The sequence below is a fragment of the Janthinobacterium sp. PSRC1-1 genome (assembly GCF_049897525.1).
GTDB classification, from domain to species: Bacteria; Pseudomonadota; Gammaproteobacteria; order Burkholderiales; family Burkholderiaceae_D; genus Janthinobacterium; species Janthinobacterium tructae.
On sequence record NZ_JAFCWK010000006.1, the window covers coordinates 265,008 to 288,170 of the forward strand.

General features: G+C 65.2%; 18 protein-coding genes. 13 read left to right on the plus strand and 5 right to left on the minus strand.

Annotated features, from left to right (window positions below; translation table 11 throughout):
• Positions 1–33 precede the first annotated feature (33 nt).
• Positions 34–1,665 carry a CehA/McbA family metallohydrolase gene (locus ACP7DW_RS15555; RefSeq protein ID WP_426055330.1) on the minus strand — a complete coding sequence of 544 codons (1,632 nt, stop codon included), beginning with the start codon at positions 1,663–1,665 and terminating at the stop codon, positions 34–36.
• A 395-nt stretch (positions 1,666–2,060) separates the two neighbouring features.
• Here ACP7DW_RS15555 and ACP7DW_RS15560 point away from each other — a divergent pair, with 395 nt between their 5' ends.
• The 7 genes from ACP7DW_RS15560 (at position 2,061) to ACP7DW_RS15590 (ending at position 12,782) form a co-directional block, all read left to right on the plus strand.
• On the plus strand, positions 2,061–3,356 hold the full coding sequence (locus tag ACP7DW_RS15560) for an MFS transporter (RefSeq protein WP_426055329.1): 1,296 nt from the start codon (positions 2,061–2,063) through the stop codon (positions 3,354–3,356).
• A gap of 10 nt (positions 3,357–3,366) precedes the next feature.
• The gene (gene nirB / locus ACP7DW_RS15565) at positions 3,367–5,919 is read left to right on the plus strand and encodes a nitrite reductase large subunit NirB (RefSeq protein ID WP_426055328.1); all 2,553 of its coding nucleotides are present in this window, start codon (positions 3,367–3,369) and stop codon (positions 5,917–5,919) included.
• Between the two features lie 12 nt (positions 5,920–5,931).
• Complete coding sequence (gene nirD, locus ACP7DW_RS15570) at positions 5,932–6,285, plus strand: nitrite reductase small subunit NirD (RefSeq protein WP_096236303.1); 354 nt, start codon at positions 5,932–5,934, stop codon at positions 6,283–6,285.
• Positions 6,282–7,508, plus strand: coding sequence for an NAD(P)/FAD-dependent oxidoreductase (locus ACP7DW_RS15575; protein WP_426055327.1), 1,227 nt, complete (start codon positions 6,282–6,284; stop codon positions 7,506–7,508). The genes nirD and ACP7DW_RS15575 overlap by 4 nt, the downstream gene beginning before the upstream one ends.
• An 11-nt stretch (positions 7,509–7,519) precedes the next feature.
• Positions 7,520–10,189 (plus strand): molybdopterin-dependent oxidoreductase, encoded by a 2,670-nt coding sequence (locus ACP7DW_RS15580; RefSeq protein ID WP_426055326.1) that lies wholly within the window; start codon positions 7,520–7,522, stop codon positions 10,187–10,189.
• 62 nt (positions 10,190–10,251) lie between these two features.
• Positions 10,252–10,782: an adenylyl-sulfate kinase gene (gene cysC / locus ACP7DW_RS15585; RefSeq protein WP_426055325.1), complete on the plus strand. Its 531-nt coding sequence runs from the start codon at positions 10,252–10,254 to the stop codon at positions 10,780–10,782.
• Positions 10,779–12,782, plus strand: a complete 2,004-nt coding sequence (locus ACP7DW_RS15590; RefSeq protein WP_426055324.1) for a diguanylate cyclase domain-containing protein — start codon at positions 10,779–10,781, stop codon at positions 12,780–12,782. Before cysC ends, ACP7DW_RS15590 begins: the two co-directional genes overlap by 4 nt.
• Before the next feature lie 3 nt (positions 12,783–12,785).
• Here ACP7DW_RS15590 and ACP7DW_RS15595 read toward each other — a convergent pair whose 3' ends face one another.
• The 3 genes from ACP7DW_RS15595 to ACP7DW_RS15605 form a co-directional block, all read right to left on the minus strand.
• Positions 12,786–13,703 (minus strand): pyridoxal-phosphate dependent enzyme, encoded by a 918-nt coding sequence (locus ACP7DW_RS15595; protein WP_426055323.1) that lies wholly within the window; start codon positions 13,701–13,703, stop codon positions 12,786–12,788.
• A 79-nt stretch (positions 13,704–13,782) separates the two neighbouring features.
• Complete coding sequence (locus tag ACP7DW_RS15600) at positions 13,783–14,286, minus strand: MarR family winged helix-turn-helix transcriptional regulator (RefSeq protein WP_141169981.1); 504 nt, start codon at positions 14,284–14,286, stop codon at positions 13,783–13,785.
• A gap of 321 nt (positions 14,287–14,607) precedes the next feature.
• Complete coding sequence (locus ACP7DW_RS15605) at positions 14,608–15,489, minus strand: LysR family transcriptional regulator (protein WP_426055322.1); 882 nt, start codon at positions 15,487–15,489, stop codon at positions 14,608–14,610.
• Positions 15,490–15,613: 124 nt separating this feature from the next.
• Between ACP7DW_RS15605 and ACP7DW_RS15610 the strand changes: the two genes are divergently transcribed.
• Positions 15,614–16,618: a zinc-dependent alcohol dehydrogenase family protein gene (locus tag ACP7DW_RS15610; protein WP_426055321.1), complete on the plus strand. Its 1,005-nt coding sequence runs from the start codon at positions 15,614–15,616 to the stop codon at positions 16,616–16,618.
• A gap of 61 nt (positions 16,619–16,679) precedes the next feature.
• Here ACP7DW_RS15610 and ACP7DW_RS15615 read toward each other — a convergent pair whose 3' ends face one another.
• Positions 16,680–17,441, minus strand: coding sequence for a DeoR/GlpR family DNA-binding transcription regulator (locus ACP7DW_RS15615; protein WP_141169978.1), 762 nt, complete (start codon positions 17,439–17,441; stop codon positions 16,680–16,682).
• A 194-nt stretch (positions 17,442–17,635) separates the two neighbouring features.
• Here ACP7DW_RS15615 and glpD point away from each other — a divergent pair, with 194 nt between their 5' ends.
• From glpD to ACP7DW_RS15640, 5 genes are all read left to right on the plus strand, one after another.
• A complete protein-coding gene (gene glpD, locus ACP7DW_RS15620) occupies positions 17,636–19,207 on the plus strand; it encodes a glycerol-3-phosphate dehydrogenase (RefSeq protein ID WP_426055320.1) in 1,572 nt (523 codons plus the stop codon).
• Positions 19,208–19,281: 74 nt separating this feature from the next.
• Positions 19,282–20,382 carry an ABC transporter ATP-binding protein gene (locus ACP7DW_RS15625; protein ID WP_426055319.1) on the plus strand — a complete coding sequence of 367 codons (1,101 nt, stop codon included), beginning with the start codon at positions 19,282–19,284 and terminating at the stop codon, positions 20,380–20,382.
• 1 nt (position 20,383) lies between these two features.
• A complete protein-coding gene (locus tag ACP7DW_RS15630) occupies positions 20,384–21,475 on the plus strand; it encodes an ABC transporter ATP-binding protein (protein WP_426055318.1) in 1,092 nt (363 codons plus the stop codon).
• Positions 21,475–22,359, plus strand: coding sequence for a carbohydrate ABC transporter permease (locus ACP7DW_RS15635; RefSeq protein ID WP_071076566.1), 885 nt, complete (start codon positions 21,475–21,477; stop codon positions 22,357–22,359). Before ACP7DW_RS15630 ends, ACP7DW_RS15635 begins: the two co-directional genes overlap by 1 nt.
• Positions 22,356–23,162 (plus strand): carbohydrate ABC transporter permease, encoded by an 807-nt coding sequence (locus tag ACP7DW_RS15640; RefSeq protein WP_096236286.1) that lies wholly within the window; start codon positions 22,356–22,358, stop codon positions 23,160–23,162. Before ACP7DW_RS15635 ends, ACP7DW_RS15640 begins: the two co-directional genes overlap by 4 nt.
• Position 23,163: the final 1 nt, after the last annotated feature.

The window sequence follows — 23,163 nt, forward strand, 5'->3', positions numbered from 1 at the left end:
TTTGTGCTGTTGCCGTACCCTGATCCGCGGCGTTCACGGCAACTGATTGACCCACACGGGCGCCGACCAGACGATATTGCCATCGTCCTGCGTCAGGCGCACATAGTAGAAATGCGGGCCGGGCGCGGGCGTGAGGGTGAGCTCGGCCTGATCCGATACCTGCGTGACGGAGCCGTTGCCGCCCGGCACGCCGTGCAAGATGGCGATGGCCGCCGCCTGCCGCCCGGCGCTGTTGCTGAAATGGGTAGCCAGCTGCAAGGGGCCATGGTTGTCGAAACGCTCGCCCATCAGCTTGCCGTTGGCCGTGAACAGCAGCTGTGCGTGTTTGTCCATGGTGGCAAACACGCGGCGCGCGCGCAGCGCGTCGAGGAAGCTGTCGCGGGAAACGGGCATGCCGGCCGCCGGGCTGGCCACCAGCACGGCCGTGCGGTTGCCGTAGGCCGCGCCCCAGTTGGCGCAGTGGTTGTCCTGGTTGCTGCTGAATGCCAGGTGGTAGCCGGCCGCCAGGGCGCGGTTGCAGGCCGCCTCGTAATTGCTGCGCCGCGTCTCCGTTTCCTGGTCGTTGGTGGAAAACGCGGACGTGTTCATCACTTCGCACAGCACCATGGCCGTGTCGCCATCTGGTGTGTAGCCCAGCGGCTGGCCGTTGACGAGAAACTGGCCCGCATAGGCAGGGTGGTTGAACTGGCCGAGCCAGCCCCGTTCGCGCATCAGCGCGTACAGGCCCGCATAATCACCCTTCGGCGTTTCCAGGTCGGCCAGCAGTTCGCCGCCGGCATTCCTTTCCCAGCCCAGCAACTGCTCGCTATTGAAGATATTTAGATGGCCACCCTTGTTGATGACGCCCCATTCCATGCCGTACAGGGCCAAAAAGCCGGGATGGGCGTTTGTATACGCGGTCGCTTCGGCCAGGCCCGTCTGGTACAGGGCCTTCGCTTCGGCCGGCACGGCAGCACTGTTGGTACCGTCCGAACCGTCATACATATGGTTGTGCTCGGATGTCAGCAGGGCGTCCAGGCCGTGATCCTGCGCATACTTATAGGCATCGATGGGGCCGAACGGCGCCGTTTGCGGCTCTTGCGCGCCATGGCAGGCATCGAGTGCCGCGCCGCCGTCGCTGTGGCGCGTCTGGCTGTGCAGGTTGGCGTAGACGATGCGGTAGCCGGGCTGGTCATCGAGGCTGGACAGCTGTCGCAGGCCGGCCTGGAAGGCGGGCACCTTGGGCGCCGTGCTGGCGCCCCGCTGCACCTGGATGTGCCATTGCTGCTCCACTTGTGCCTCTTGCGGCGTGCCCGCATCGGCCACGGCCAACAGGCGCAACTGGTACAAGCCATCGGGCGCCAGCATGCGCCGTTCGCACGCATCGGCGTCGGCGCGGCCATCCCAGGGCAAGTTCACGCTCTTGCCGCCGGCGTCCACCTGTTGCGTGCCCGACCAGCGCCGCAGCACGGCCCCTTGCGGGCCGGGGCCGGACAAGGTCAGTGTCCAGTGCACGGCGTGCGTGCGGCCTGCGTCAGGATAGCTGAGGCGCACGACAAACGTACGGGCCTGCGTGACCCGCTCGCCGCGCGAGGCGTGAAAGGGCGCAACGACGGTGGCATCGAGTTCGCTATGCTCCTTCGGTTCTTGCGCGGCGGCGGTGTTGCTCCACGTAATGAGCAGCACGCCGGCGCACGCGCAAGCCAGCCAAGGCGGCCTTAGGCGTCGTCGCAGTGTCTTGACCATCGTGGCCTCCCGTGTCTGCTTCAGATGTAGTTTAGACAAAAGTTGCCACTTGCTGGTTCCCGCATGCACCAGCAAGTGGCGTGCTTGCACCTTGATTGGCCATGATCTGGCGCAAAGTCAGTGTGCATGGTGCCGCGCGCCCCTGGGAAAGCTGGCACGGCGCTTGCTACACAAGAGATACGGATCAACGGCGATCCCCTGAATAAACGCACAACGGTCCAACGACGGACCACCTGGACAACGGCGTCCGCTCTGGCTGATTTTTTTCATCGGCGGGGGCGGGCGCCGTTTTTGTTTGCATTTTTGTTATTTTCGGGATACTTCGGGAACCTATCATGGCCAGCCAAAAAGCAACGCGCATCGCGCTCTTCTCCCTCGCCACGCCGCCCATGCGGGCATTCCACCTGACGTGGATGGCATTTTTCGTGTGTTTCTTCGCCTGGTTCGCCTGCGCACCGCTGATGCCTGTCATCAAGGGCGAGTTCGGCCTTTCCCTGGCGCAAGTGGCGAACATCAATATCGCGGCCGTCGCCATCACCATCCTCGTGCGCCTGATCGTCGGACCCTTGTGCGACCGCTACGGCCCGCGCAAGACGTACACGGGCTTGCTGCTGCTGGGCGCCATTCCCGTGCTGGGCGTGGCCGCTTCGCAAAGCTATGAAAGCTTTCTGTTCTTTCGCCTGGGCATCGGCGCCGTCGGTGCCAGCTTTGTCATCACGCAATATCACACCTCCGTGATGTTCGCGCCCCGCGTGGTGGGCACGGCGAATGCCGCCGCCGCCGGCTGGGGCAATGCGGGTGGCGGGGCGGCACAGGCGCTGATGCCGCTGCTGCTCGGTGCCGTGCTGATGCTGGGCGTGTCCGAATCGCTGGGCTGGCGCATCGCCTTGCTGGTGCCGGGCGTGCTGATGCTGGTGATGGCCGTGCTGTACTGGCGCTATACGCAGGATTGCCCTGAAGGCAATTACTCGGACTTGCGCGCCGCAGGCGTGCCTATCGAGGGTGGCAAGAAGGGGGGCTGGGACAGCTTCAAGGCGGCCAGTTCCAACTATCGCGTGTGGCTACTGTTCGTCACCTATGGCGCCTGCTTCGGTATCGAGATTTTCATCCATAACATCGCCGCCGTGTATTACGTCGACCATTTCGGCCTGTCGCTGAAATCGGCGGGTCTGGCCGCCGGCAGCTTCGGCTTGCTGGCCCTGTTTGCCCGCGCCCTGGGCGGCTGGATGTCCGACAAGCTGGCCCTGCGCGGCAACCTGAACAGCCGCGTGACCCTGCTGTTCATGCTGATGATCGGCGAGGGCGTGGGCTTGCTGTGGTTTGCCAAAGTCGACAGCGTCACCTGGGCCGTCATCGCCATGCTGGTCTTCGGCCTGTTCACCCACATGGCGTGCGGCGCCACGTATGCGCTGGTGCCCTTCATCGACAGCCGCGCGCTGGGCGGCGTGGCCGGCATCATCGGCGCGGGCGGCAACGTGGGCGCCGTGGCGGCCGGTTTCCTGATGAAGGGCACGGGCGACATCCGCCAGACCCTGATCATCTTGAGCGCGCTGGTGGTGATCTCGGCCCTGTGCGCCATCGCCGCCCGTTTTACCGGACTGGCGGCCGAACCGAACATGGCCGCGGCCTGAGGAGAGCAGAATGAACCATCCCTTGAAGATCGTCGTCCTTGGCCATGGCATGGTCGGGCACAAATTCCTCGAACGCCTGGCCCTGGAAAACGCACCGCACTTGTGCGTGACGGTCTTGTGCGAAGAGCCGCGCCCCGCCTACGATCGCGTGCACCTGTCCGAATTTTTCAACGGCAAATCGGCCGAGGACCTCTCCCTGGTGGCGCCCGGCTTCTTCGACAAGGGCAACGTCGTGCTGAAGCTCAATGCGCGCGCCGTGTCCATCGACCGCGTGGCGAAAACCGTCACGGCCAGCACGGGTGAAGTGCTGGCTTACGACAAGCTGGTGTTCGCCACGGGTTCCACGCCCTTCGTGCCGCCGCTGCCGGGCAAGGAGCGCGATGGCTGCTTCGTTTACCGCACCATCGAAGACCTGGAAGCCATGCTGGCCTGGGGCGCCAAGTCCACCACGGGCGTGGTGATCGGCGGCGGACTGCTGGGACTCGAATGCGCGAAGGCCTTGCGCGATTTGAAGCTCGACACACACGTGGTGGAATTCGCGCCGCGCCTGATGGCCGTGCAGGTCGATGAAGGCGGCGCGCGCGTCCTGCGCCGCAAGATCGAGGAACTGGGCGTGACCGTGCACACGCAAAAGAACACCCTGGCCATCGTCGACGGTTTAGCGGCCACGCACCGCATGCAGTTCGCCGACGGCAGCCACCTGGAAGCGGACATGATCGTCTTCTCGGCCGGCATCCGCCCGCGCGACGAACTGGCGCGCGCCTGCGGCCTGGACGTGGGGCCGCGCGGCGGCATCGCCATCGACGACCGCTGCGTCACCTCCGACCCCGATATTTATGCGATCGGCGAATGCGCGCTGTGGGGCGGTTTGATCTTTGGCCTGGTGGCACCCGGCTATGAAATGGCGCGCATCGCCGCGCGCCATGTGTTGCAGGAGGAGGGCGAAGCGTCGTTCAAGGGCGCCGACATGAGCACCAAGCTCAAACTGATGGGCGTGGACGTGGCCAGCCTGGGCGACCCGCACGGCAATGCGCCGGGCAGCCGCTCCTACCAGTTCATGGATGAGCGCAAGCAGATCTACAAGAAGATCGTCGTCTCCGATTGCGGCAAATACCTGCTGGGCGGCGTGATGGTGGGCGACGCCAGCGAATACGGCACCTTGCTGCAGATGATGCTCAATAAAATCGAGCTGCCTGCATCGCCCGAATTCCTGATCCTGCCGCAGGCCGACGGCCAGCAAAAAGCGGGCCTGGGCGTCGATGCCTTGCCCGATGCGGCGCAAATCTGCTCGTGCAACGACGTCTCGAAAGGCGCGCTGTGCGCGGCCGTCGCCGCGGGCGCCACCAGCATCGGCGCGCTCAAAAGCTGCACTAAGGCGGGCACCGCCTGCGGCGGCTGCGTGCCCTTGGTGACGCAGATCATGAAGGCGGAAATGCAGAAGCATGGCCTGGCCGTCAACAACCACGTGTGCGAGCACTTTGCGTACTCGCGCCAGGAATTGCACCACCTGGTCCGCGTGGGCAAGCTCCGCAGCTTCGGCGAACTGCTGGCGGCGCATGGCCACGGTCTCGGTTGCGACGTGTGCAAGCCCGTGGCAGCGAATATCCTGGCATCGTGCTGGAACGATTTCGTGCTCTCGCCCGTGCACGCCAGCCTGCAGGACAGTAACGATTATTTCCTTGGCAATATCCAGAAGGATGGCACATATTCGGTGGTGCCGCGCATGCCGGGCGGCGAAGTGACGGCCGACGGCTTGATCGCCGTCGGCATGGTGGCGAAAAAATACGGGCTCTACACCAAGATCACGGGCGGCCAGCGGGTCGACCTGTTCGGCGCGCGCGTCGACCAGTTGCCCGCGATCTGGGAAGAGCTGATCGCGGCCGGCTTCGAATCGGGCCACGCCTACGGCAAATCCTTGCGCACGGTGAAATCGTGCGTCGGCTCCACCTGGTGCCGCTACGGCGTGGCCGACAGCGTGGGCTTTGCCATCGCGCTGGAAAACCGCTACAAGGGCTTGCGCACGCCGCACAAGATCAAGTTCGGCGTCTCCGGCTGCACGCGCGAATGCGCCGAGGCGCAGGGCAAGGATATCGGCCTGATCGCCACGGAAAAGGGCTGGAATTTGTACGTGTGCGGCAATGGCGGCATGAAGCCGCGCCACGCGGAACTGCTGGCGTCCGATCTCGATGAAGCGACCCTGGTGCGCTATGTCGACCGCTTCCTGATGTTTTACGTGCGCACGGCGGACCGCCTGCAGCGCACCAGCGTGTGGCGCGACAACCTGGAAGGGGGCCTCGATTACCTCAAGCGCGTCATCATCGACGACAGCCTGGGCTTGGGCGCCGAGCTGGAAGCGGAGATGCAGCACGTGGTCGACACCTACGCCTGTGAATGGAAAGCGGCCGTCACCGACCCCGCCGTGCGCCAGCGTTTCCGCCATTTCGTCAACAGCGAGAAGCACGACGAAAACGTGGTGTTCGTCGAAGAGCGGGGCCAGATCCGGCCCGCCACGCCGATTGAACGCCGCAGCAGCGTGATCCCCATCCTTGCCGTGGAGGCTTGAGCCATGAATGCGATGAATGAACTGTCCGGCGCCAGCGCCGACAACTGGGTGGCCATCTGTCCCTTGACCGACATCGTGCCCGACACGGGCGTGTGCGCATTGTTGAACGGGCGCCACGTGGCCGTGTTCCGCGTCGGCGATGCCGCGCCGCGCGTGTACGCGATCGACAATGTCGACCCGAATGCGGGCGCTTCCGTGCTCTCGCGGGGCCTGGTGGGCAGCATCGGCGAGCGCGTCGTCGTCGCCTCGCCCATCTACAAGCAGCATTTCGACCTGGCCAGCGGCGAGTGCATCGAAGCGCCCGAGCATTCGGTCGCCGCCTGGCCCGCGCGCGTGTTCGGCGGCATGGTGTGGGTGGCCCTGTGAATCCGCCCCGGCGTCCCTCGCTGGTCGTGGTCGGCAACGGCATGGCCGGCATGCGCACGGTCGAGGAGTTGCTGAAACTGGCCCCCGACCTGTACGACATCACCGTCTTCGGCGCCGAACCGCATGGCAATTACAACCGCATTTTGCTGTCTCCCGTGCTGGCCGGCGAAAAGACGGTGGACGACATCATGCTGCACACGCGCCACTGGTATGCGCAGCACGGCATCACCCTGCACGCGGGCGACCCCGTGGTGCGCATCGACCGCCAGGCGCGAAAGGTAGAGGCGCGGTCCGGCATCACGGTAGCCTACGACCGCCTGCTGCTGGCCACGGGATCGACGCCCTTCATCGTGCCCGTGCCGGGCCACGACCTGCCCGGCGTGATCGGTTTTCGCGACATCAGCGACGTCGACACCATGCTGCAGGCGGCGCGCAGGCACCGCCACGCGGTGGTCATCGGCGGCGGCTTGCTGGGGCTGGAAGCTGCCAACGGCTTGCAGCGCCAGGGCATGGACGTGACGGTGGTGCACATGAGCGGCGCCCTGATGAACCAGCAGCTGGACGCACCCGCATCGATGCTGCTGAAAACGGCGCTGGAAGCGCGCGGCCTGCGGTTTTTGATGCAGGCGCAAACGGCGGAAATCCTCGGCACCGACCGGGTGCAGGGTGTTCGCTTTGCCGACGGTACGTCGATCCCGGCCGACCTGGTGGTGATGACGGCCGGTGTGCGCCCGAACATCGCGCTGGCGCAAGCGGCCGGCCTGCACTGCGAGCGGGCCATCGTCGTCGATGACTGCCTGCAAAGCTATGACCCGCGCGTGTACGCGGTGGGCGAATGCGTGCAGCACCGCCGCGCCACCTTCGGCCTGGTGGCGCCCATCTGGGAGCAGGCGCGCGTGTGCGGTGCGCACCTGGCCGGCGCGGGACACCGGCGCTACGTGCAGCAGGCCAGCGCCACCAAATTGAAAGTGACGGGCATCGACCTGTATTCGGCCGGCGACATCCTCGGCGGCGAAGGCAGCGAAGACCTGGTGCTGCGCGATCCGCGCCGCGGTGTCTACAAGCGCCTGGTGGTGCAGGGCAGCCGCCTTGTGGGCGCCGTGCTGTATGGCGAGGTGCAGGACGGTCCCTGGTATTTCGACCTGATCCAGCAGCGCCGCGACATCAGCGCGCTGCGTTCCCATTTATTGTTTGGCCAGGCCCTGTGCGGCCAGGCCGCCTGACAGGACATCTCATGACAAGCTGCACGCCCGTAAAAACCACTTGCCCGTACTGCGGCGTCGGCTGCGGCGTGGAAGCGACACGCCTGCCCGATGGCGCCATCCGCATCGCCGGAGACGCCGCGCACCCCGCCAACCTGGGGCGCCTGTGCGTGAAAGGCTCGGCGCTGGGCGACACCCTGGATCTGGACAACCGTTTGCTGCAGCCGCAGGTGCGCGTCGATGGTGCGTTGCAGCCGGCTTCCTGGGATGTTGCGCTGGACCGGGTGGCCGGCGGCTTGCGCGCCATCATCGATGCACACGGCCCCGACGCCGTGGCCCTGTATGTCTCGGGCCAGCTGCTGACGGAAGATTATTACGTGGCCAACAAGTTCATGAAGGGCTATGTTGGCAGCGCGAATATCGACACCAATTCGCGCCTGTGCATGTCGTCGGCCGTGGCAGGACACAAGCGCGCGTTCGGCGAGGATATCGTGCCGGGTTGCTATGAAGACCTGGAACTGGCCGACATGGTGGTGCTGGTGGGCTCGAACACGGCCTGGTGCCATCCGATCCTGTTCCAACGCATCGCCCGCATCCGCGAAAGCCGGCCGGAGATGAAACTGGTGGTGATCGACCCGCGCCGCACGGCCACCTGCGAGCTGGCCGATGTCCATTTGCCCGTGAAGCCGGGTACCGACGTGTGGCTGTTTAACGGCTTGCTGTGCTATCTGGCGCAGGCAGGCGTGATCGACGATGCGTTCGTCACGCAGCACAGTGCGGGACTCGACGCCGCGCTGGCCGCGGCGCATGTCGACTGTGCAGATCCTGCGCAGGTGGCGAAAATCTGCAAGGTCGACCCGCAAGCCCTGCTGGCGTTTTACCGGGCGTTTGCCGCCACGCGCAAGGTCGTCACGGCGTTTTCGCAGGGCGTGAACCAGTCGTCCTCCGGCACGGACAAGGTCAACAGCATCATCAACTGCCACCTGGCGACGGGGCGCATCGGCCAGCCGGGCATGGGGCCGTTTTCGCTGACGGGCCAGCCGAACGCCATGGGCGGGCGCGAAGTGGGGGGGCTGGCCAACATGCTGGCGGCGCACCTGGAGCTGGATAATCCCCTGCACCGCGACACGGTGCAGACGTTCTGGGACGCGCCGCGCATGGCGCACAAGCCTGGTCTGAAAGCCGTGGAACTGTTCCACGCGATCGAAGCGGGCAAGGTGAAAGCCGTGTGGATCATCGCCACCAATCCGCTGGTCAGCATGCCGGACGCCGACCAGGTGCGCCGCGCGCTGGCCAAGTGCGAACTGGTGGTGGTGTCGGACATCAGCGCGCAGTCGGATACGAACGCGCATGCCGACGTGCTGCTGCCGGTGCTGGGCTGGGGCGAGAAGGATGGCACGGTGACCAATTCCGAGCGGCGCATCTCGCGCCAGCGGGCGTTTTTGCCGGCGCCGGGCGAGGCGCGCGCCGACTGGCAGGTGCTGTGCGAGGTGGCCACGCGCATGGGCTATGCGGGCTTCGATTTCACGGCGCCGCAGGCCATCTTCGACGAGCACGCGCGCCTGTCCACCTTCCGCAACGCGGCGGAAACGGCGCGCCTGTTCAATCTGGCGGGCCTGGACAAGCTGGATGCGGCGCAATACGACGCCCTGGCGCCGCAGCAGTGGCCGCAGGGCAGGGCACGGCTGTTCGGCGACGGCCGCTTCGCGCATGCGGACGGGCGCGCGCGCTTCGTGCCCACGCCGCCGCGCGCGCCGCGCAATGCGCCCGACGCAGAGTATCCGCTGATCCTCAACACGGGCCGGGTGCGCGACCAGTGGCATACCATGACGCGCACGGGCAAGGCGACGAAATTGTCCGCTCACGTCGCCGAGGCCTTCATCGACCTTCACCCGCAGGATGCGCTGCTGTTCAGCGTGCGCGAAGGCGAGCTGGCGCGCATCTCCAGCGCCTGGGGCGCGATGGTGGCGCGCGTCGTGCACGGCGGCGGCATCGCGCGCGGCCAGGTCTTCGTGCCGATCCACTGGAGCGACGCGAATGCCTCCGATGCGCGCGTGGGCGCCGTCGTCAACCCGGTCGTCGATCCCGTCTCGGGCGAGCCCGAATTCAAGCACACGCCGGTGCGCATCGAGCAGTTCCGCGTGCACTGGCATGCTTTCGTGCTGAGCCGCACGCCCTTGAACCTGGACGGCGTGGCGCACTGGACGCGCATCCAGGGCGAGCAATTCCTGCGCTACGAGCTGGCCGGACGCCAGCGCATCGAGGACCTGGGCGCCTGGGCGCGCGCGCTGCTCGGCGTCACGGACGACAAGGCCGACTGGCTCGATTATGCCGACGCCAGCGCCGGCGTGTACCGCGCCGTGCACCTGGACGAAGGGCGCATCGCGCAATGCGTATACGTCTCGCCGCGTCCCGACCTGCCGTCGCGCAGCTGGCTGGCGGGCCTGTTTGCGCACGCCCAGCTCGATGCGGCCGACCGCGCCGGCGTACTGCTGGGCCAGCCCATTGGCAAGGGCGTCGACGCCGGCCCCACCGTGTGCTCGTGCTTTGGCGTGGGGCGCAACACCATTTGCGCCGCCATTCAGGATCAACAGCTGACGACGACGGCGCAGGTGACGGCCTGCGTCAAGGCGGGCGGCAATTGCGGCTCCTGCGTGCCGGAGATACGACAGTTGCTGCTTGAGGCGCGCAGCGCGGCCTGATAATCTGTCCTTTCCGGCGCGGCTTTGTTATATTGCCAGCTCTACAACAGAGAGGCAGTGTGATGACAGCAGCACAACACCCCACGGTCTGGCTGACGGGCTTGAGCGGCGCCGGCAAGACCAGCATCGCGCTGGCGCTGGTGCAGGCGCTCAAGGCGCAGGGCCGCGCCGTGGCGCTGCTCGACGGCGACCAGCTGCGCCATGGCCTGAACCGCGACCTCGGTTTTACGCCGCAAGACCGGCATGAAAACATCCGCCGCGCGGCCGAAGTGGCGCGCCTGATGAACGCGGCGGGATTGACCGTCATCGCCGCCTTCATTTCGCCGTACCGCACCGACCGGGCCATGGCCGCCGACATCATCGGCGCGGCGCATTTCATCGAAGTCCATGTCAGCACGCCGCTGGCCGAGTGCGAGGCGCGCGATCCGAAAGGCCTGTATGCAAAGGCGCGCGCGGGGCAGATCGCGCAATTCACGGGCGTTTCCGCGCCGTATGAGGCGCCGCTGTCGCCCGCGCTGAGCCTGGACCCGGGCACGCTGTCGCTGGACGAGTCGGTTGAGCGCCTGTGCCACTACCTTCAGCAGCGTACGTGACGAACTGGCGAAAACGATTGCGCCGACGCCTGCCCGCCAGCCTGAAGGCGCGCATGAGCGTGGTCGTCTTCCTGCTCGTGCTGGCGGCCGTGGCCTCGCTGGCGCTGGCCACTCTGAGCGTGGCCGAGCGCGGCATGCGCGATGTGACGGGACGCCAGCAGTATGTATCGCTGGCCAGCGCCGCTGTCTTCATCGATGAAGAACTCGACGCGAAGCGTAATGTGCTGCGCGCCATCGCCGACAGCCTGGCGGCCAGCGGCGCGCACGATGGCGCCGGTCTGCAGCGCTTCCTGGACGCGCAAACGGTGCTGGGCAAGGAGTTCTACACGGCCGGCGTGGTGGCCACCGATGGCTCCCTGCTGGCCAGCATGGGACCCGTTAAGCCGCAGGCGGGGATGAACCTGAAAGGCCGCCCGTATTTCGACCAAACGCTGGCGACCCGGCGTTCGGTGATTTCCGCGCCGCTCAACGGCAGCATTTCCGGCATGCCCATCGTGGTGGTGACGCAGCCCGTGTTCGACGCGCAGGGCGCCATGCGCTATGTGCTGGCGGCCAGCGTGAACCTGCGCCAGCCCGATTTCCTGGGGCGCCTGGGCGCGCTCAAGCCGGGCGCGGGTGGTTATCTGTACATCATGACCAGCGAAGGCGTCATCGTCGAGCATCCCGACAAGTCGCGCATCATGCAGCATATCGACGCGCATGGCCCCATCAGCGAACCGACGCGGCGCGCCATGCAGGGCTTCGAGGGCTGGCTGACGGGCACCACCACGCAAGGCGTCGATGCCTTGTTCGCCTATCACCGCATCGCCGCCACGGGCTGGATACTGGCGTCCGTCTATCCCATGAGTGACGCGTTCGCGCCGCTGCACGCCATCCGCAGCAAGATCCTGCTGGCCGCCGTGCTGCTGGCGGCGCTGGCGGGACTGGCCGGCTGGCGCGTGGTGCTGCGCCTGTTGCAGCCTTTGGAGCGCCTGCGCCGCCAGGTGCACCAGATTCGCCGCCAGCGCCTGGGCATCGAGGCGCTGCAAATCGAGCGGCGCGACGAAATCGGCGACTTGAGCCGCGATTTTTACTCGCTGGTGGCCGAGCGCGAAATCGCCGAGGCGCAGACGCGCGACAGCGAACGGCGCTTGAAGCTGCTGACGGACCATGTCCCCGTGGTGATCGTCTACATCGACCGCGAGCACCGCTACCAGTTCATCAACGCCACGTTTGAAAAATGGTTCGGCCGGTCGCGCAAGGAAAGCATGATGCAGTCGATCCGCGAGGTGCTGGGCGAAGAAGCGTATCAATTGCGCGAAGCCTACCTGCAGCGCGCCTTCGCGGGCGAAGAGGTCGAATATGAATTCACCATCGACGGCGAGGGGGAGGCGGGCCAGCGCTCCTTCCAGACCAGCTATGTGCCCGATGTGGGCGAGAGCGGCGCGGTGGAAGGCGTGTATGGCCTGATCCACGAAATCACCAAGACCAAGGCGGTACATACGGCGCTGCAGTTTGCCGCCGCCACCGACACCCTGACGGGCATCGCCAACCGGCGCCGCTTCGACGAACAGCTGGCGCAAAGCATGCAGCGTACGCGCGTGGCGCGCGCGCCCATGGCGCTGGCCTATCTCGATATCGACCGTTTCAAGGCCATCAACGACAGCCTGGGACACAAAACCGGCGACGAGGTACTGAAGGAATTCGCCGCGCGCCTGGTGCGCAGCGTGCGCGCCAGCGACCTGGTGGCGCGCCTGGCCGGCGATGAATTCGTGATCATTTTCGAAGGCGTGAACGGCGCGGCGGAAGTGCGCCAGATCGGCGCGAAGATCATCGACGCCATCCGCCAGCCGTTTGAGCTGGCCAGCGGCCCGCTGCCGGTGACGACCAGCGTCGGCATCGCCATCTTCCGCGAAGGCGCGCTGACGCCGGCGCAGTTGCTGGACCTGGCGGACCAGGCCCTGTATGGCGCCAAAGGGCAGGGCCGCGACGGCGTGGCGCTGCTTGAGGCGGCGCCGTAGGTTTTACAGAGTGGCAGTCCAGTGGTCGAGCTGCTGCGTGGTGGCCGTGACGCCGCCGCAGACGATGACCAGCACATTGCGGTAGGGCGCCAGTTCCGGCACCTTGCCGTAGACGGCGGCCAGCGCCGCGCCGCAGGCCGGCTCCACCACCAGGCGCTGGTCGTCTTTAAAGCGCTGGCAGGCATCGACGGCGGCCTTGTCCGAGACCACCACGCTGTGCAGCAGGCGCGTCTGGCTGATGGCGTAGGCTTGCGCACACACCTGGCGCGCGGCCAGCGAGGTGGCGATGCTGGCGACAGATGGCAGGGCCACGTGCTCGCGCGCGGCCACGGCGGCGGCCAGCGAGGCCGCGCCTTCGGTTTCCACGGCCACCAGCGCCACGTCGTCCCAGCCGTTGCGCTGCAAGCCTTCGGCCACGCCGGCCAGCAGGCCGCCGCCGCCCACCGACAGCACCACCGCATCCGGTTTCAGGCCAGCGCGCGCCACTTCATCGATCATGCCGGCATGGCCCTGCCACAGCAGCGGGTCGTCGAACGGATGCAGGAAAGCGTCTTGCGGCGTGAGCATGGCTTGCGCCAGCGCGTTGGCTTCTTGCCAGGCGGCGCCGTGCACGATGACTTCGGCGCCTTCCTGGGCGATCAGGGCCCTGGCCCGCGCGCTGGTCGTTTCCGGCACCACGACGATGACGGGAATGCCCAGCTGGCGTCCCGCATAGGCCACGGCGATGCCGGCATTGCCGCCGGAAGAAGAGATGAAACGGCTGGCGCCGCGCCGCGCGTATTCTTCGCAGGCCAGGCCGATGCCGCGGATCTTGAAGGAGCCGGGCGGCTGCAAAGCTTCGAGCTTGAGCCAGATGGCGCGGTCGCTGTGCAGGCTCAGGGCGCGCGAGTTGAGCAGAGGGGTTTCGATGTGCAGGGCCATGCGTGTTCCTGGTAGACGGTCAGGCCTGCATCATAGCCGAAGCGCCCGTGCCACCGTCCCACCCTTGCCGCAAGCGGCCTTAATTCAGGGGCGCGTTCTTGAGCTGATGCGTGCGCGCCACTTCCTTCATTGCCTCGAGCAGGTCGTCGCGCAGCTGGCGCGGCAGCTTGCCGAAGAATTCCTCGTCGTTCTGGTCGGCCATCTCGGCCAGCACGGGCACCAGCGCTTCGCCTTCCGTGGTCAGTTCGATCGAATGCTGACGGCGGTCCGCCAGCAGGATGGACTTGCTGACCATGCCCTTGCTTTCCAGTCGGTCGATCAGCTTCGACACGGCGCCCTTGCTCATGCCGGACACTTGCGCCAGCACCGTGGGCGAGGTGCAGCCCAAGCGGAACATTTCGCGCAGCACCACCCATTCGGACACCGTCACGCCGTTGGCTTCGGCTTTTTTCTGGAAGCTGTGGGAAACGTGGTTGGAGACGAAACGCAGCCAGTAGCCGAGGTGGGCTTCCAGCTCGCTGACGGGAACGCTGTTGGGATGGGCGGTTTGCGGCATGCCGGCCGTTTCAAAATTATGGCTCATTTCTTTTCCTTCACTGGGCGACGTTGTCGGCATGGTCAGGGCCTTGACGCTGGCTGTCGAGTGGTTTGTTTGGGAATAATCATCGTGCTTGAGATCGTTTTAACACTGTTTTCACAGGAAATCACTGAGCGACAAAGAGTTTTTCCTTATTTCCTTGCTCTGGATAGATAAAAAGCAATATCAAGCGGGTAATCGTATTGCCGGAGAGGAAGATAAAAAAAATAACTCATGTTGCATCAATGGTAACAGCTTTTTTGCTGAATTGATAAATATTTCATCTGCAATCGATGTCGAATGACAGCGGCTTGTTACTGCCGCCATTCAGCTGAACCGTTCCACCAGAAAATCGACGAAACTGCGCAACTTGGGCGAGCGGTAGCGGTCCGGCAGGTAGACCACGCTCAAGGGGCGGCTGGGCAGCGCATGCGTGGGAAACAGCTGGACCAGGCGACCCGCCCGCACGTCCGTTTCCAGCAGGAAGGCCGGTTGCAGCACGATGCCCATGCCATGCAATGCGGCAACGCGCAGCGCCTGGCCGTGATTGACTTGCAGGCGACCCGAGACGGGCACACTGCAGACGTCGTCCTGGTGGCCCGTCAGGCGCCAGTGCGCCAGGGCGGCGGGAGAAAAGGACAGGCATTCGTGCTGGCTCAGGTCGGCCGGCTGGCGCGGCGTTCCCTTGCGCGCCAGGTAGTCGGGCGAGGCGCAGATCATCAGCCGGTAGGGCGCCAGCGGCCTGGCGATCAGCGACGAATCGGGCAGCTGACCGATACGGATGGCGGCTTCGAAACCTTCCTCCACCAGGTCGACCACGCGGTCGCTCAGCACCACATCGATGCTCACCTCGGGATAGCGCTCCAGGTACGCGGCCATGGCGGGCATCAGCGCTTCCGCGCCGAAGGTGAGGGGCGCCGTGATGCGCAGCTTGCCGGCGGGCGCCAGTTGCAGGTTTTGCGCCTGGACATCGGTTTCTGCCACCAGCCTGAGGATGTCCTTGCAGCGCGCGTAGTAATCCTCGCCGAAGGCGGTCAGGTGCTGGCGCCGGGTGGTGCGCCGGAGCAGTTGCATGCCCAGGCGTTTTTCCAGCGTCCGCAGGTGGTTGCCGGCCATCGTCGCGGAGATCCCGCAGGCGGCCGCAGCAGCGCTCAGGCTGCCTTTCTCAACGGCCAGTACGTACACCTTCATGCTGTCGAACAAATCCATTGGCAATCCCTAGTGTCAAATCATTGAATCAAACCATAGTTTATCTATTAATTATTTTAAATGACACTGATGTTTTTCCCGCCAGCGCGCGGCCACCCTGACACACATCGCCCGAGAACAGACCATGAAAGCCATACAACTGACCGCTCCTTCCCTCACCGCGTTTCGCCCGACCGAGCTGCCCCAGCCGCAGGCCGGCCGGGGCGAGGTGCTGCTGCGCCTGCGCGCCGCCACGCTGAACTTCCTGGATGTGGCCATTGCAACGGGCAATTTTGCCGGCGCGGCCTTTCCGCTGATCCCCGTCGCCGACGGCGCGGGTGAAGTGGCGGCGCTGGGCGACGGCGTCAGCGGCCTGGCCGTCGGCGACCGCGTCATCCCCCATTTCATGCCGAATTGGCAGGGCGGGGCCATCACGCCGCACAACGTGGGGGCGATGCGCGGCGTCACCTTGCCCGGCTCGCTGGCCGAGTACGTGGTCGTCCCCGCTGCCAGCCTGGTCGCCTTGCCGGCCCACCTTGATTTTGTCCAGGGCGCGGCGCTGCCCATCGCGGCGACGACGGCCTGGAACGCCGTGCGTTCGGCGCCAGTGCGCCCCGGATCGGTGGTGTTGTTGTTGGGAACGGGTGGCGTCAGCCTGTTTGCCTTGCAGTTCGCCAAGGCGTCGGGCGCCACCGTGATCCTGGCGTCGTCCAGCGATGACAAGCTGGAACGTGCGCGCCAGTTGGGGGCCGATCACCTGATCAACTACCGGGCCACGCCCGCCTGGGACGGGGAAGTGCTGAAACTGACCGGTGGGCGGGGCGCCGACCTGGTGGTCGAGACCGTGGGTGGCGCCACCATCGTGCGCTCGCTCAATGCGGCGGCGGTGGGCGGCACGGTCTTCACCGTGGGCTTTGTCGGCGGCACGGCCGCCAGCATCGATTTGCTGCCCGTCATCGTCAAGGCTTTGCGCATCGTCGGCAACAATACCGGTTGCGTGGCGGACCTGGCCCAGGCGGCGCAGGCCATCGCCGCGCATGGCATCGTGCCCGTCATCGACCGTGTGTTCAGCATCGACGACACGGCCGAAGCGTATGCGGCGCTGGCTGCCGGCGGACGCCACTTCGGCAAGCTTGCCATCGCGCACTGAGCCGGGGAAGCCAGGTCTTGCCCGGTGATGCTGCCTGGCACGGCCAGTGGACGAGTCGCCGTCAGGTGGCCACGTGCACTTTCACGTTGGCATCGCGCAAGACCTGGGCAAAGCGGGCCGGCGGCGGCGCATCCGTAAACAGGATATCGATCTGCGCCAGATCGGCCAGGCGCACCAGCGCCTTGCGGCCGAATTTATGCTGGTCAGCCACCAGCCACACTTCGCGCGACTGCTCGATGATGGCTTGCGCCACCTTCACTTCGCGCGCATCGAAGTCGCGCAGGCTGCCGTCTTCGTCGATGCTGGAAATGCCGATGATGCCGATGTCGACCTTGAACTGGCGGATGAAGTCGATGGTGGCTTCACCCACGATGCCACGGTCGCGTCCGCGCACCACGCCGCCAGCCACGATGACTTCGCAGGCGGCGTTGTCGGCCAGGATGGCGGCCACGTTCAGGTTGTTCGTCACCACGTGCAAGCCCGTGTGCTGTCCCAGCGCGCGCGCCACTTCTTCGGTGGTGGTGCCGATATTGATCAGGAGCGAACAGCCATGCGGCACTTGCGCCGCCACGGCGGTGGCGATGCGCCGCTTGGCGTCGCTGTTGAATACCTGGCGCTGGCTGTAATCGATGTTTTCCACGGACGAGGGCAAGCCCACGCCGCCGTGATAGCGCGCCAGCAGGCGCGCTTCTTCCATCTGCTTGACGTCGCGCCGCACGGTTTGCGGCGTGACGTCGAGTTGCTGGGCCAACTCCTCGACCGACATGGTGACTTTCTGGCGCACCACTTCAAGCAAGCGGCGCTGGCGGGGATTCAAATTCATGGGCGTGTCTCTTTAAAATTGCATAAGCGAACAAAATCGAACAAATGTGGGTGAAAACATGTTGCTATGAGTTCGATTTATGGCGTAATCTTATCCATATTGCATTCGTATGACATCCGTATTGATCTTAACCACAGTCGCCGGGTGTGCCTAGTCTTTCTTGATCGCTTGTCCTTGATAACGATGGAGTCCCGATGGCCTCAATGCAGCAGCGAATCGACGCAGTGCCGCAGCCGGCGATGGCATGCGACGTACTGGTGGTGGGCGGCGGCATCAACGGCGCCGGCATCGCGCGCGACGCGGCCGGGCGGGGCTTGTCCGTGGTGCTGTGCGAAAAAGACGACCTGGCCGCGCACACCTCGTCCGCGTCCACCAAGCTGATACACGGCGGCCTGCGCTACCTCGAATACTATGAGTTCGGCCTCGTGCGCAAGGCGCTGATCGAGCGCGAAGTGCTGCTGCGCTCGGCGCCGCACATCATGTGGCCCTTGCGCTTCGTCATGCCGCATGCGCAAGGCCAGCGCCCCGCCTGGCTGATACGCGCCGGCCTGTTTCTCTACGACATGCTGGCGAAGCGCGAAATCCTGCCCGCCTCGCAAGGCATCGACCTTGAGCGCCACGCGGCGGGAACACCATTAAAGCCCCAGTTCAAGCGCGGTTTCGTGTATTCCGACGGCTGGGTCGACGATGCGCGCCTGGTGGTGCTGAACGCCATCGACGCGGCGGACAAGGGCGCGCACGTGCTGACGCAGACGCGCTGCACGGCCCTGCGGCGCGATGGCGCGGGTGCGGACGCTTGCTGGCAGGCGACCCTGCAGCAACGCGATGGACGTGAACTTTCCGTGCGTGCGCGCAGCGTCGTCAATGCGGCCGGGCCGTGGACGGCCGAGTTCCTGCAACAGGTGGCGCCCGGCGGACAGGGCCGGCATTTGCGTTTGATCAAAGGCAGCCATATCGTCGTCAAGCGCCTGTTCGCGCATGATCATGCGTATATCTTCCAGCATCCGGACGGACGCATCGTGTTTGCCATTCCGTACGAGCACGATTTCACCCTGATCGGCACCACCGACCTCGACTACCAGGGCGAGCGCGGCAAGGTGGAAATCGACGACGAGGAAATTCGTTACTTGTGCGAGCTTTCCAGTTACTATTTCAGCAAGCCCGTTGTGCCGGCTGATGTGGTCTGGACGTATGCGGGCGTGCGCCCGCTGGTGGAAGACGCGGCGGCCGACGCCAAGGCCGTCACGCGCGATTACCGCTTCGAACTGGACCAGGAAGGCGCGCCGCTGCTGAGTATCTTCGGCGGCAAGATCACCACCTTTCGCAAGCTGGCCGAGGAGGCGATGGACATGCTGGCGCCCTTGCTGGGCAACACCTTGCCGGCCTGGACGGCCAACGCCTGCCTGCCCGGCGGCGACGTGTTCGGCAGCACGCCGCAGAACCGGTCCGTGCGCGAGTTCGGCCAGTTCGTGCAAGGCTTGCAGCGCGACTATGCGTGGCTGCCGGCGGCGCTGGTGGCACGCTATGCGCGCGCCTACGGCACGCGTATCCACGTGCTGCTCGACGGCAGGGCGGACGTGGCGGCCATGGGCGAGGCAATCGCCGCCGGCCTGTACGCGGCGGAGGTGGACTATTTGCGGCGCCATGAATGGGCCGTCAGCGCGGCCGACATCCTGTGGCGGCGCTCCAAGCTGGGCCTGCACCTGCCGCGCGAGACGGCATCCCGGCTTGATGCCTGGCTGTTGCAGCACCCGTTGTCGTCGTAAACGCAATACGTTGGCGACCGCGCCCCGCAGAGGGTGCGGCGAAGAATAAGAAACCATCATTGGAGGAGACGCGCGTGCAACTGGTACTGGACAAGATCAGCAGGAAGCAGGGGGCTGACGATTATTTATATCCGATGTCGCTGGCGCTGGTGCCGGGCGCCATCAACGTCTTGCTGGGCACCACGCGTGCCGGCAAGACCACCCTGATGCGCGTGATGGCGGGCCTGGACAAGCCCAGCGGGGGCACGGTCACGGCCGATGGCGTCGACGTGACGGGCGTGCCCGTCAGTAAACGCAATCTGGCCATGGTGTACCAGCAATTCATCAACTATCCGGCCTTTACCGTGTACGACAATATCGCCTCGCCCTTGCGCTTGCGCTTGCGCAAGGTGCCCGAGGAGCAGATTCGTACCAAGGTGCTGGCACTGGCCGAGCGCCTGCATATCACGCCGTATTTGCAGCGCACGCCCGGCGAACTGTCGGGCGGCCAGCAGCAGCGCACGGCGCTGGGGCGCGCGCTGATCAAGGATGCCTCGCTGTTGCTGCTCGACGAGCCATTGGTGAACCTCGATTACAAACTGCGCGAGGAATTGCGCCGCGAATTGACGGAACTGTTTTCCAGCGGCAGCACGACGGTCGTGTACGCGACCACGGAGCCGCTGGAAGCGCTGCAGCTGGGCGGCCACGTGGCCGTGCTGCACGAGGGACGCTTGCTGCAGCAGGGGCCGACCCTGGACGTCTTCAACGCACCCAATTCCATCGCCGTGGCGCGCACCTTCAGCGATCCGCCCATCAACCTGATCCCCGCGCGCGTCGATGCGAATGGCGTGGCGCAGGCGGCGGACGGCCTGTCAATTCACTTGAGCGGCGCACAGCGTGCCCGCCTGGGCGACGGCACGGAGGTGATCCTCGGCGTGCGCGCGCACAGCCTGCATTTGTCTCCCCAGTCCGATGGCGACGTGGCCATCGCAGCGACGGTGGACCTGGCGGAAATCAGCGGCTCGGAAACCTATGTGCATGCGCGCCGTGGCGACCTGGCCCTGGTGGCGCAACTGGGCGGCGTGCATAACCTGGAGATCGGCAGCGCCTGCACCGTGTATTGCCAGCCGCACGCCTTGCTGATTTTTGCGGACGATGGCGGGCTGCTGTTCGCCCCTGTGCAAGGAGGAGTGTGACATGGCGCGCATCGAACTGGTCGACCTGGCCCACGCCTACAAACCGAACCCGGCGGCGCCAAGCGACTATGCGCTGCGGCCCATGAGCATGGCGTGGCATGACGGCGGCGCGTATGCCTTGCTGGGGCCGTCCGGCTGCGGCAAGACGACCTTGCTCAATATCATCTCCGGCCTGGTGAAACCGTCGCATGGCAAGGTGCTGTTCGACGGCAAGGATGTGACGCAGCTGCCGACCGAGGCGAGGAACATCGCGCAAGTGTTTCAGTTTCCCGTCATCTACGACACCATGACCGTGCACGACAACCTGGCGTTTCCGCTGCGTAATCGCGGCTGGAAAGAAATCGAAGTGCGCAAGCGCGTGCAGCAGGTGGCGCAGATGCTGGAGCTGACGGGCGACCTGAAACTGCGCGCCAGCGGCTTGTCCGTGGACGCGAAGCAAAAGATTTCGCTGGGACGCGGTCTTGTGCGTCCCGACGTGGCGGCCGTGCTGTTCGATGAACCGCTGACGGTGATCGATCCGCACCTGAAATGGCTGCTGCGCAGGAAACTCAAGGAAATCCACCACGAGCTGAAATTGTCCCTGATCTACGTCACGCACGACCAGGTGGAAGCGCTGACCTTTGCCGACCAGGTGGTCGTCATGACGCAGGGCGAGGTGGTGCAGACGGGCAGCGCGCAAGCGCTGTTCGAGGAGCCCGAGCACACGTTTGTCGGCTATTTCATCGGCAACCCGGGCATGAACTTGCTCGATTGCACCCTGGACGATGGCGGGGCGAGGGTGGCGGGCCAGCCGCTGGCCGTGTCCGCCGCCGCCCGCGCGGCCCTGGCTGGCGCGCAAGGCCAAATCACCTTGGGCGTGCGGCCGGAATTCGTCGAATGCCTGAAAGCGGGCGAGGGTGGGGAGGATACGCTGGACGCCACGGTGACGGCCGTACGCAACATGGGCACGCATTACCTGGCCGAGTTTCAGCTGGGCGGCGCCACGGTGGCGGCCAAGCTGCGCGCCATCGATGCCGTGGCGGGGGAGGCTGTACGGCTGCGCTTTCCCCAGCAACGCACCTTGTACTACGTCAACGATAAGCGGGTGGCCTGATGATACATAACGGTAAAACCGATAACAACCGCCGCGCCTGGCTGCTGATCCTGCCCGTGCTGCTGTGCGTGGCCTTTTCCGCCATCCTGCCCCTGATGACGGTGGTCAATTATTCCGTGCAAGATATCCTGAGTCCCACGCAAAAGGTGTTCGTGGGCACCGAGTGGTTCCGCATGGTCATGCTCGACGGCGACTTGCACAGCGCCTTGCTGCGCCAGTTGCTGTTTTCCGGCTCCGTGCTGGCGATCCAGATTCCACTTGGTATTTTGATTGCCCTGTGCATGCCGGCCGAGGGCTGGAAGGCGTCGCTGGCGCTGGTGCTGATCGCGCTGCCCCTGCTGATACCGTGGAACGTGGTGGGCACCATCTGGCAAATCTTTGGCCGCGGCGACATCGGCCTGATGGGCTACACTTTGAATCAATTGGGATTTGACTACAATTACAACGGCAACTCGCTCGACGCGTGGCTGACGGTGATGGTGATGGATATCTGGCACTGGACGCCATTGGTCGTGCTGCTGTGCTATGCGGGCTTGCGCGCCATTCCCGACGCGTATTACCAGGCGGCGCGCATCGACGGCGCCTCGCGCCTGGCCGTGTTCCGCTACATCCAGCTGCCGAAACTGCGCAATGTGCTGATGATCGCCGTCTTGCTGCGCTTCATGGACAGTTTCATGATCTACACGGAACCGTTCGTGCTGACCGGTGGCGGACCGGGCAATGCCACCACCTTTTTGTCGCAATACCTGACGCAAAAGGCCGTGGGCCAGTTCGACCTGGGGCCGGCCTCGGCGTTTTCATTGATTTACTTCCTGATCATCCTGCTGTTCTGCTTTGTGCTGTACACGTGGATGCAGCGCGTCGGCACGGGAGACCAGAAATGATGCACAAGAAAATCAGCGCCACCATCCTGATCGTATTCCTGCTGGGATCGCTATTGCCCATCTACTGGATGCTCAACATGTCGCTCAAGACCAACGAGGAAATCGTCGGCGTGCTGAGCCTGTGGCCCGAGCACCTGACGTTCGCCAACTACAAGACCATCTTTACGGACCCATCGTGGTACAGCGGCTACATCAATTCCATGATTTACGTGGCCTTGAACATGGTGATGTCGGTCACCGTCGCCTTGCCGGCCGCGTATGCCTTTTCGCGCTACAACTTCGTGGGCGACAAGCATCTGTTCTTCTGGCTGCTGACCAACCGCATGACGCCGCCCGCCGTCTTCCTCGTGCCCTTCTTCCAGCTGTACTCGACGGTGGGCCTGATGGACACGCACCTGGCCGTGGCGCTGGCGCACATGGTCTTCAACGTGCCGCTGGCCGTATGGATTTTGGAAGGCTTCATGTCCGGCGTGCCCAAGGAAATCGACGAGACGGCGTACATCGACGGCTACAGCTTCCCGCGCTTCTTCATTCGCATCTTCTTGCCGATGATCAAGTCGGGCGTGGGCGTGACGGCCTTCTTCTGTTTCATGTTCAGCTGGGTGGAACTGCTGCTGGCGCGCACCTTGACGTCGGTCAACGCCAAGCCGATCGCCGCCACCATGACGCGCACCGTCTCGGCGGCCGGCATGGACTGGGGCGTGCTGGCGGCGGCGGGCGTGCTGACCATCGTGCCCGGTGCGCTGGTGATCTGGTTCGTGCGGCATTACATCGCCAAGGGTTTCGCGATGGGGAGGGTGTGAC

Bases quoted from the DNA above. Each gene is read 5' to 3' on its own strand.
- ACP7DW_RS15560 (WP_426055329.1), top strand. From the start codon at position 2,061: ATGGCCAGCCAAAAAGCAACGCGCATCGCGCTCTTCTCCCTCGCCACG.
- nirB (WP_426055328.1), top strand. From the start codon at position 3,367: ATGAACCATCCCTTGAAGATCGTCGTCCTTGGCCATGGCATGGTCGGG.
- nirD (WP_096236303.1), top strand. From the start codon at position 5,932: ATGAATGAACTGTCCGGCGCCAGCGCCGACAACTGGGTGGCCATCTGT.
- ACP7DW_RS15580 (WP_426055326.1), top strand. From the start codon at position 7,520: ATGACAAGCTGCACGCCCGTAAAAACCACTTGCCCGTACTGCGGCGTC.
- cysC (WP_426055325.1), top strand. From the start codon at position 10,252: ATGACAGCAGCACAACACCCCACGGTCTGGCTGACGGGCTTGAGCGGC.
- ACP7DW_RS15595 (WP_426055323.1), bottom strand. From the start codon at position 13,703: ATGGCCCTGCACATCGAAACCCCTCTGCTCAACTCGCGCGCCCTGAGC.
- ACP7DW_RS15600 (WP_141169981.1), bottom strand. From the start codon at position 14,286: ATGAGCCATAATTTTGAAACGGCCGGCATGCCGCAAACCGCCCATCCC.
- ACP7DW_RS15605 (WP_426055322.1), bottom strand. From the start codon at position 15,489: ATGGATTTGTTCGACAGCATGAAGGTGTACGTACTGGCCGTTGAGAAA.
- ACP7DW_RS15610 (WP_426055321.1), top strand. From the start codon at position 15,614: ATGAAAGCCATACAACTGACCGCTCCTTCCCTCACCGCGTTTCGCCCG.
- ACP7DW_RS15615 (WP_141169978.1), bottom strand. From the start codon at position 17,441: ATGAATTTGAATCCCCGCCAGCGCCGCTTGCTTGAAGTGGTGCGCCAG.
- glpD (WP_426055320.1), top strand. From the start codon at position 17,636: ATGGCCTCAATGCAGCAGCGAATCGACGCAGTGCCGCAGCCGGCGATG.
- ACP7DW_RS15630 (WP_426055318.1), top strand. From the start codon at position 20,384: ATGGCGCGCATCGAACTGGTCGACCTGGCCCACGCCTACAAACCGAAC.
- ACP7DW_RS15635 (WP_071076566.1), top strand. From the start codon at position 21,475: ATGATACATAACGGTAAAACCGATAACAACCGCCGCGCCTGGCTGCTG.
- ACP7DW_RS15640 (WP_096236286.1), top strand. From the start codon at position 22,356: ATGATGCACAAGAAAATCAGCGCCACCATCCTGATCGTATTCCTGCTG.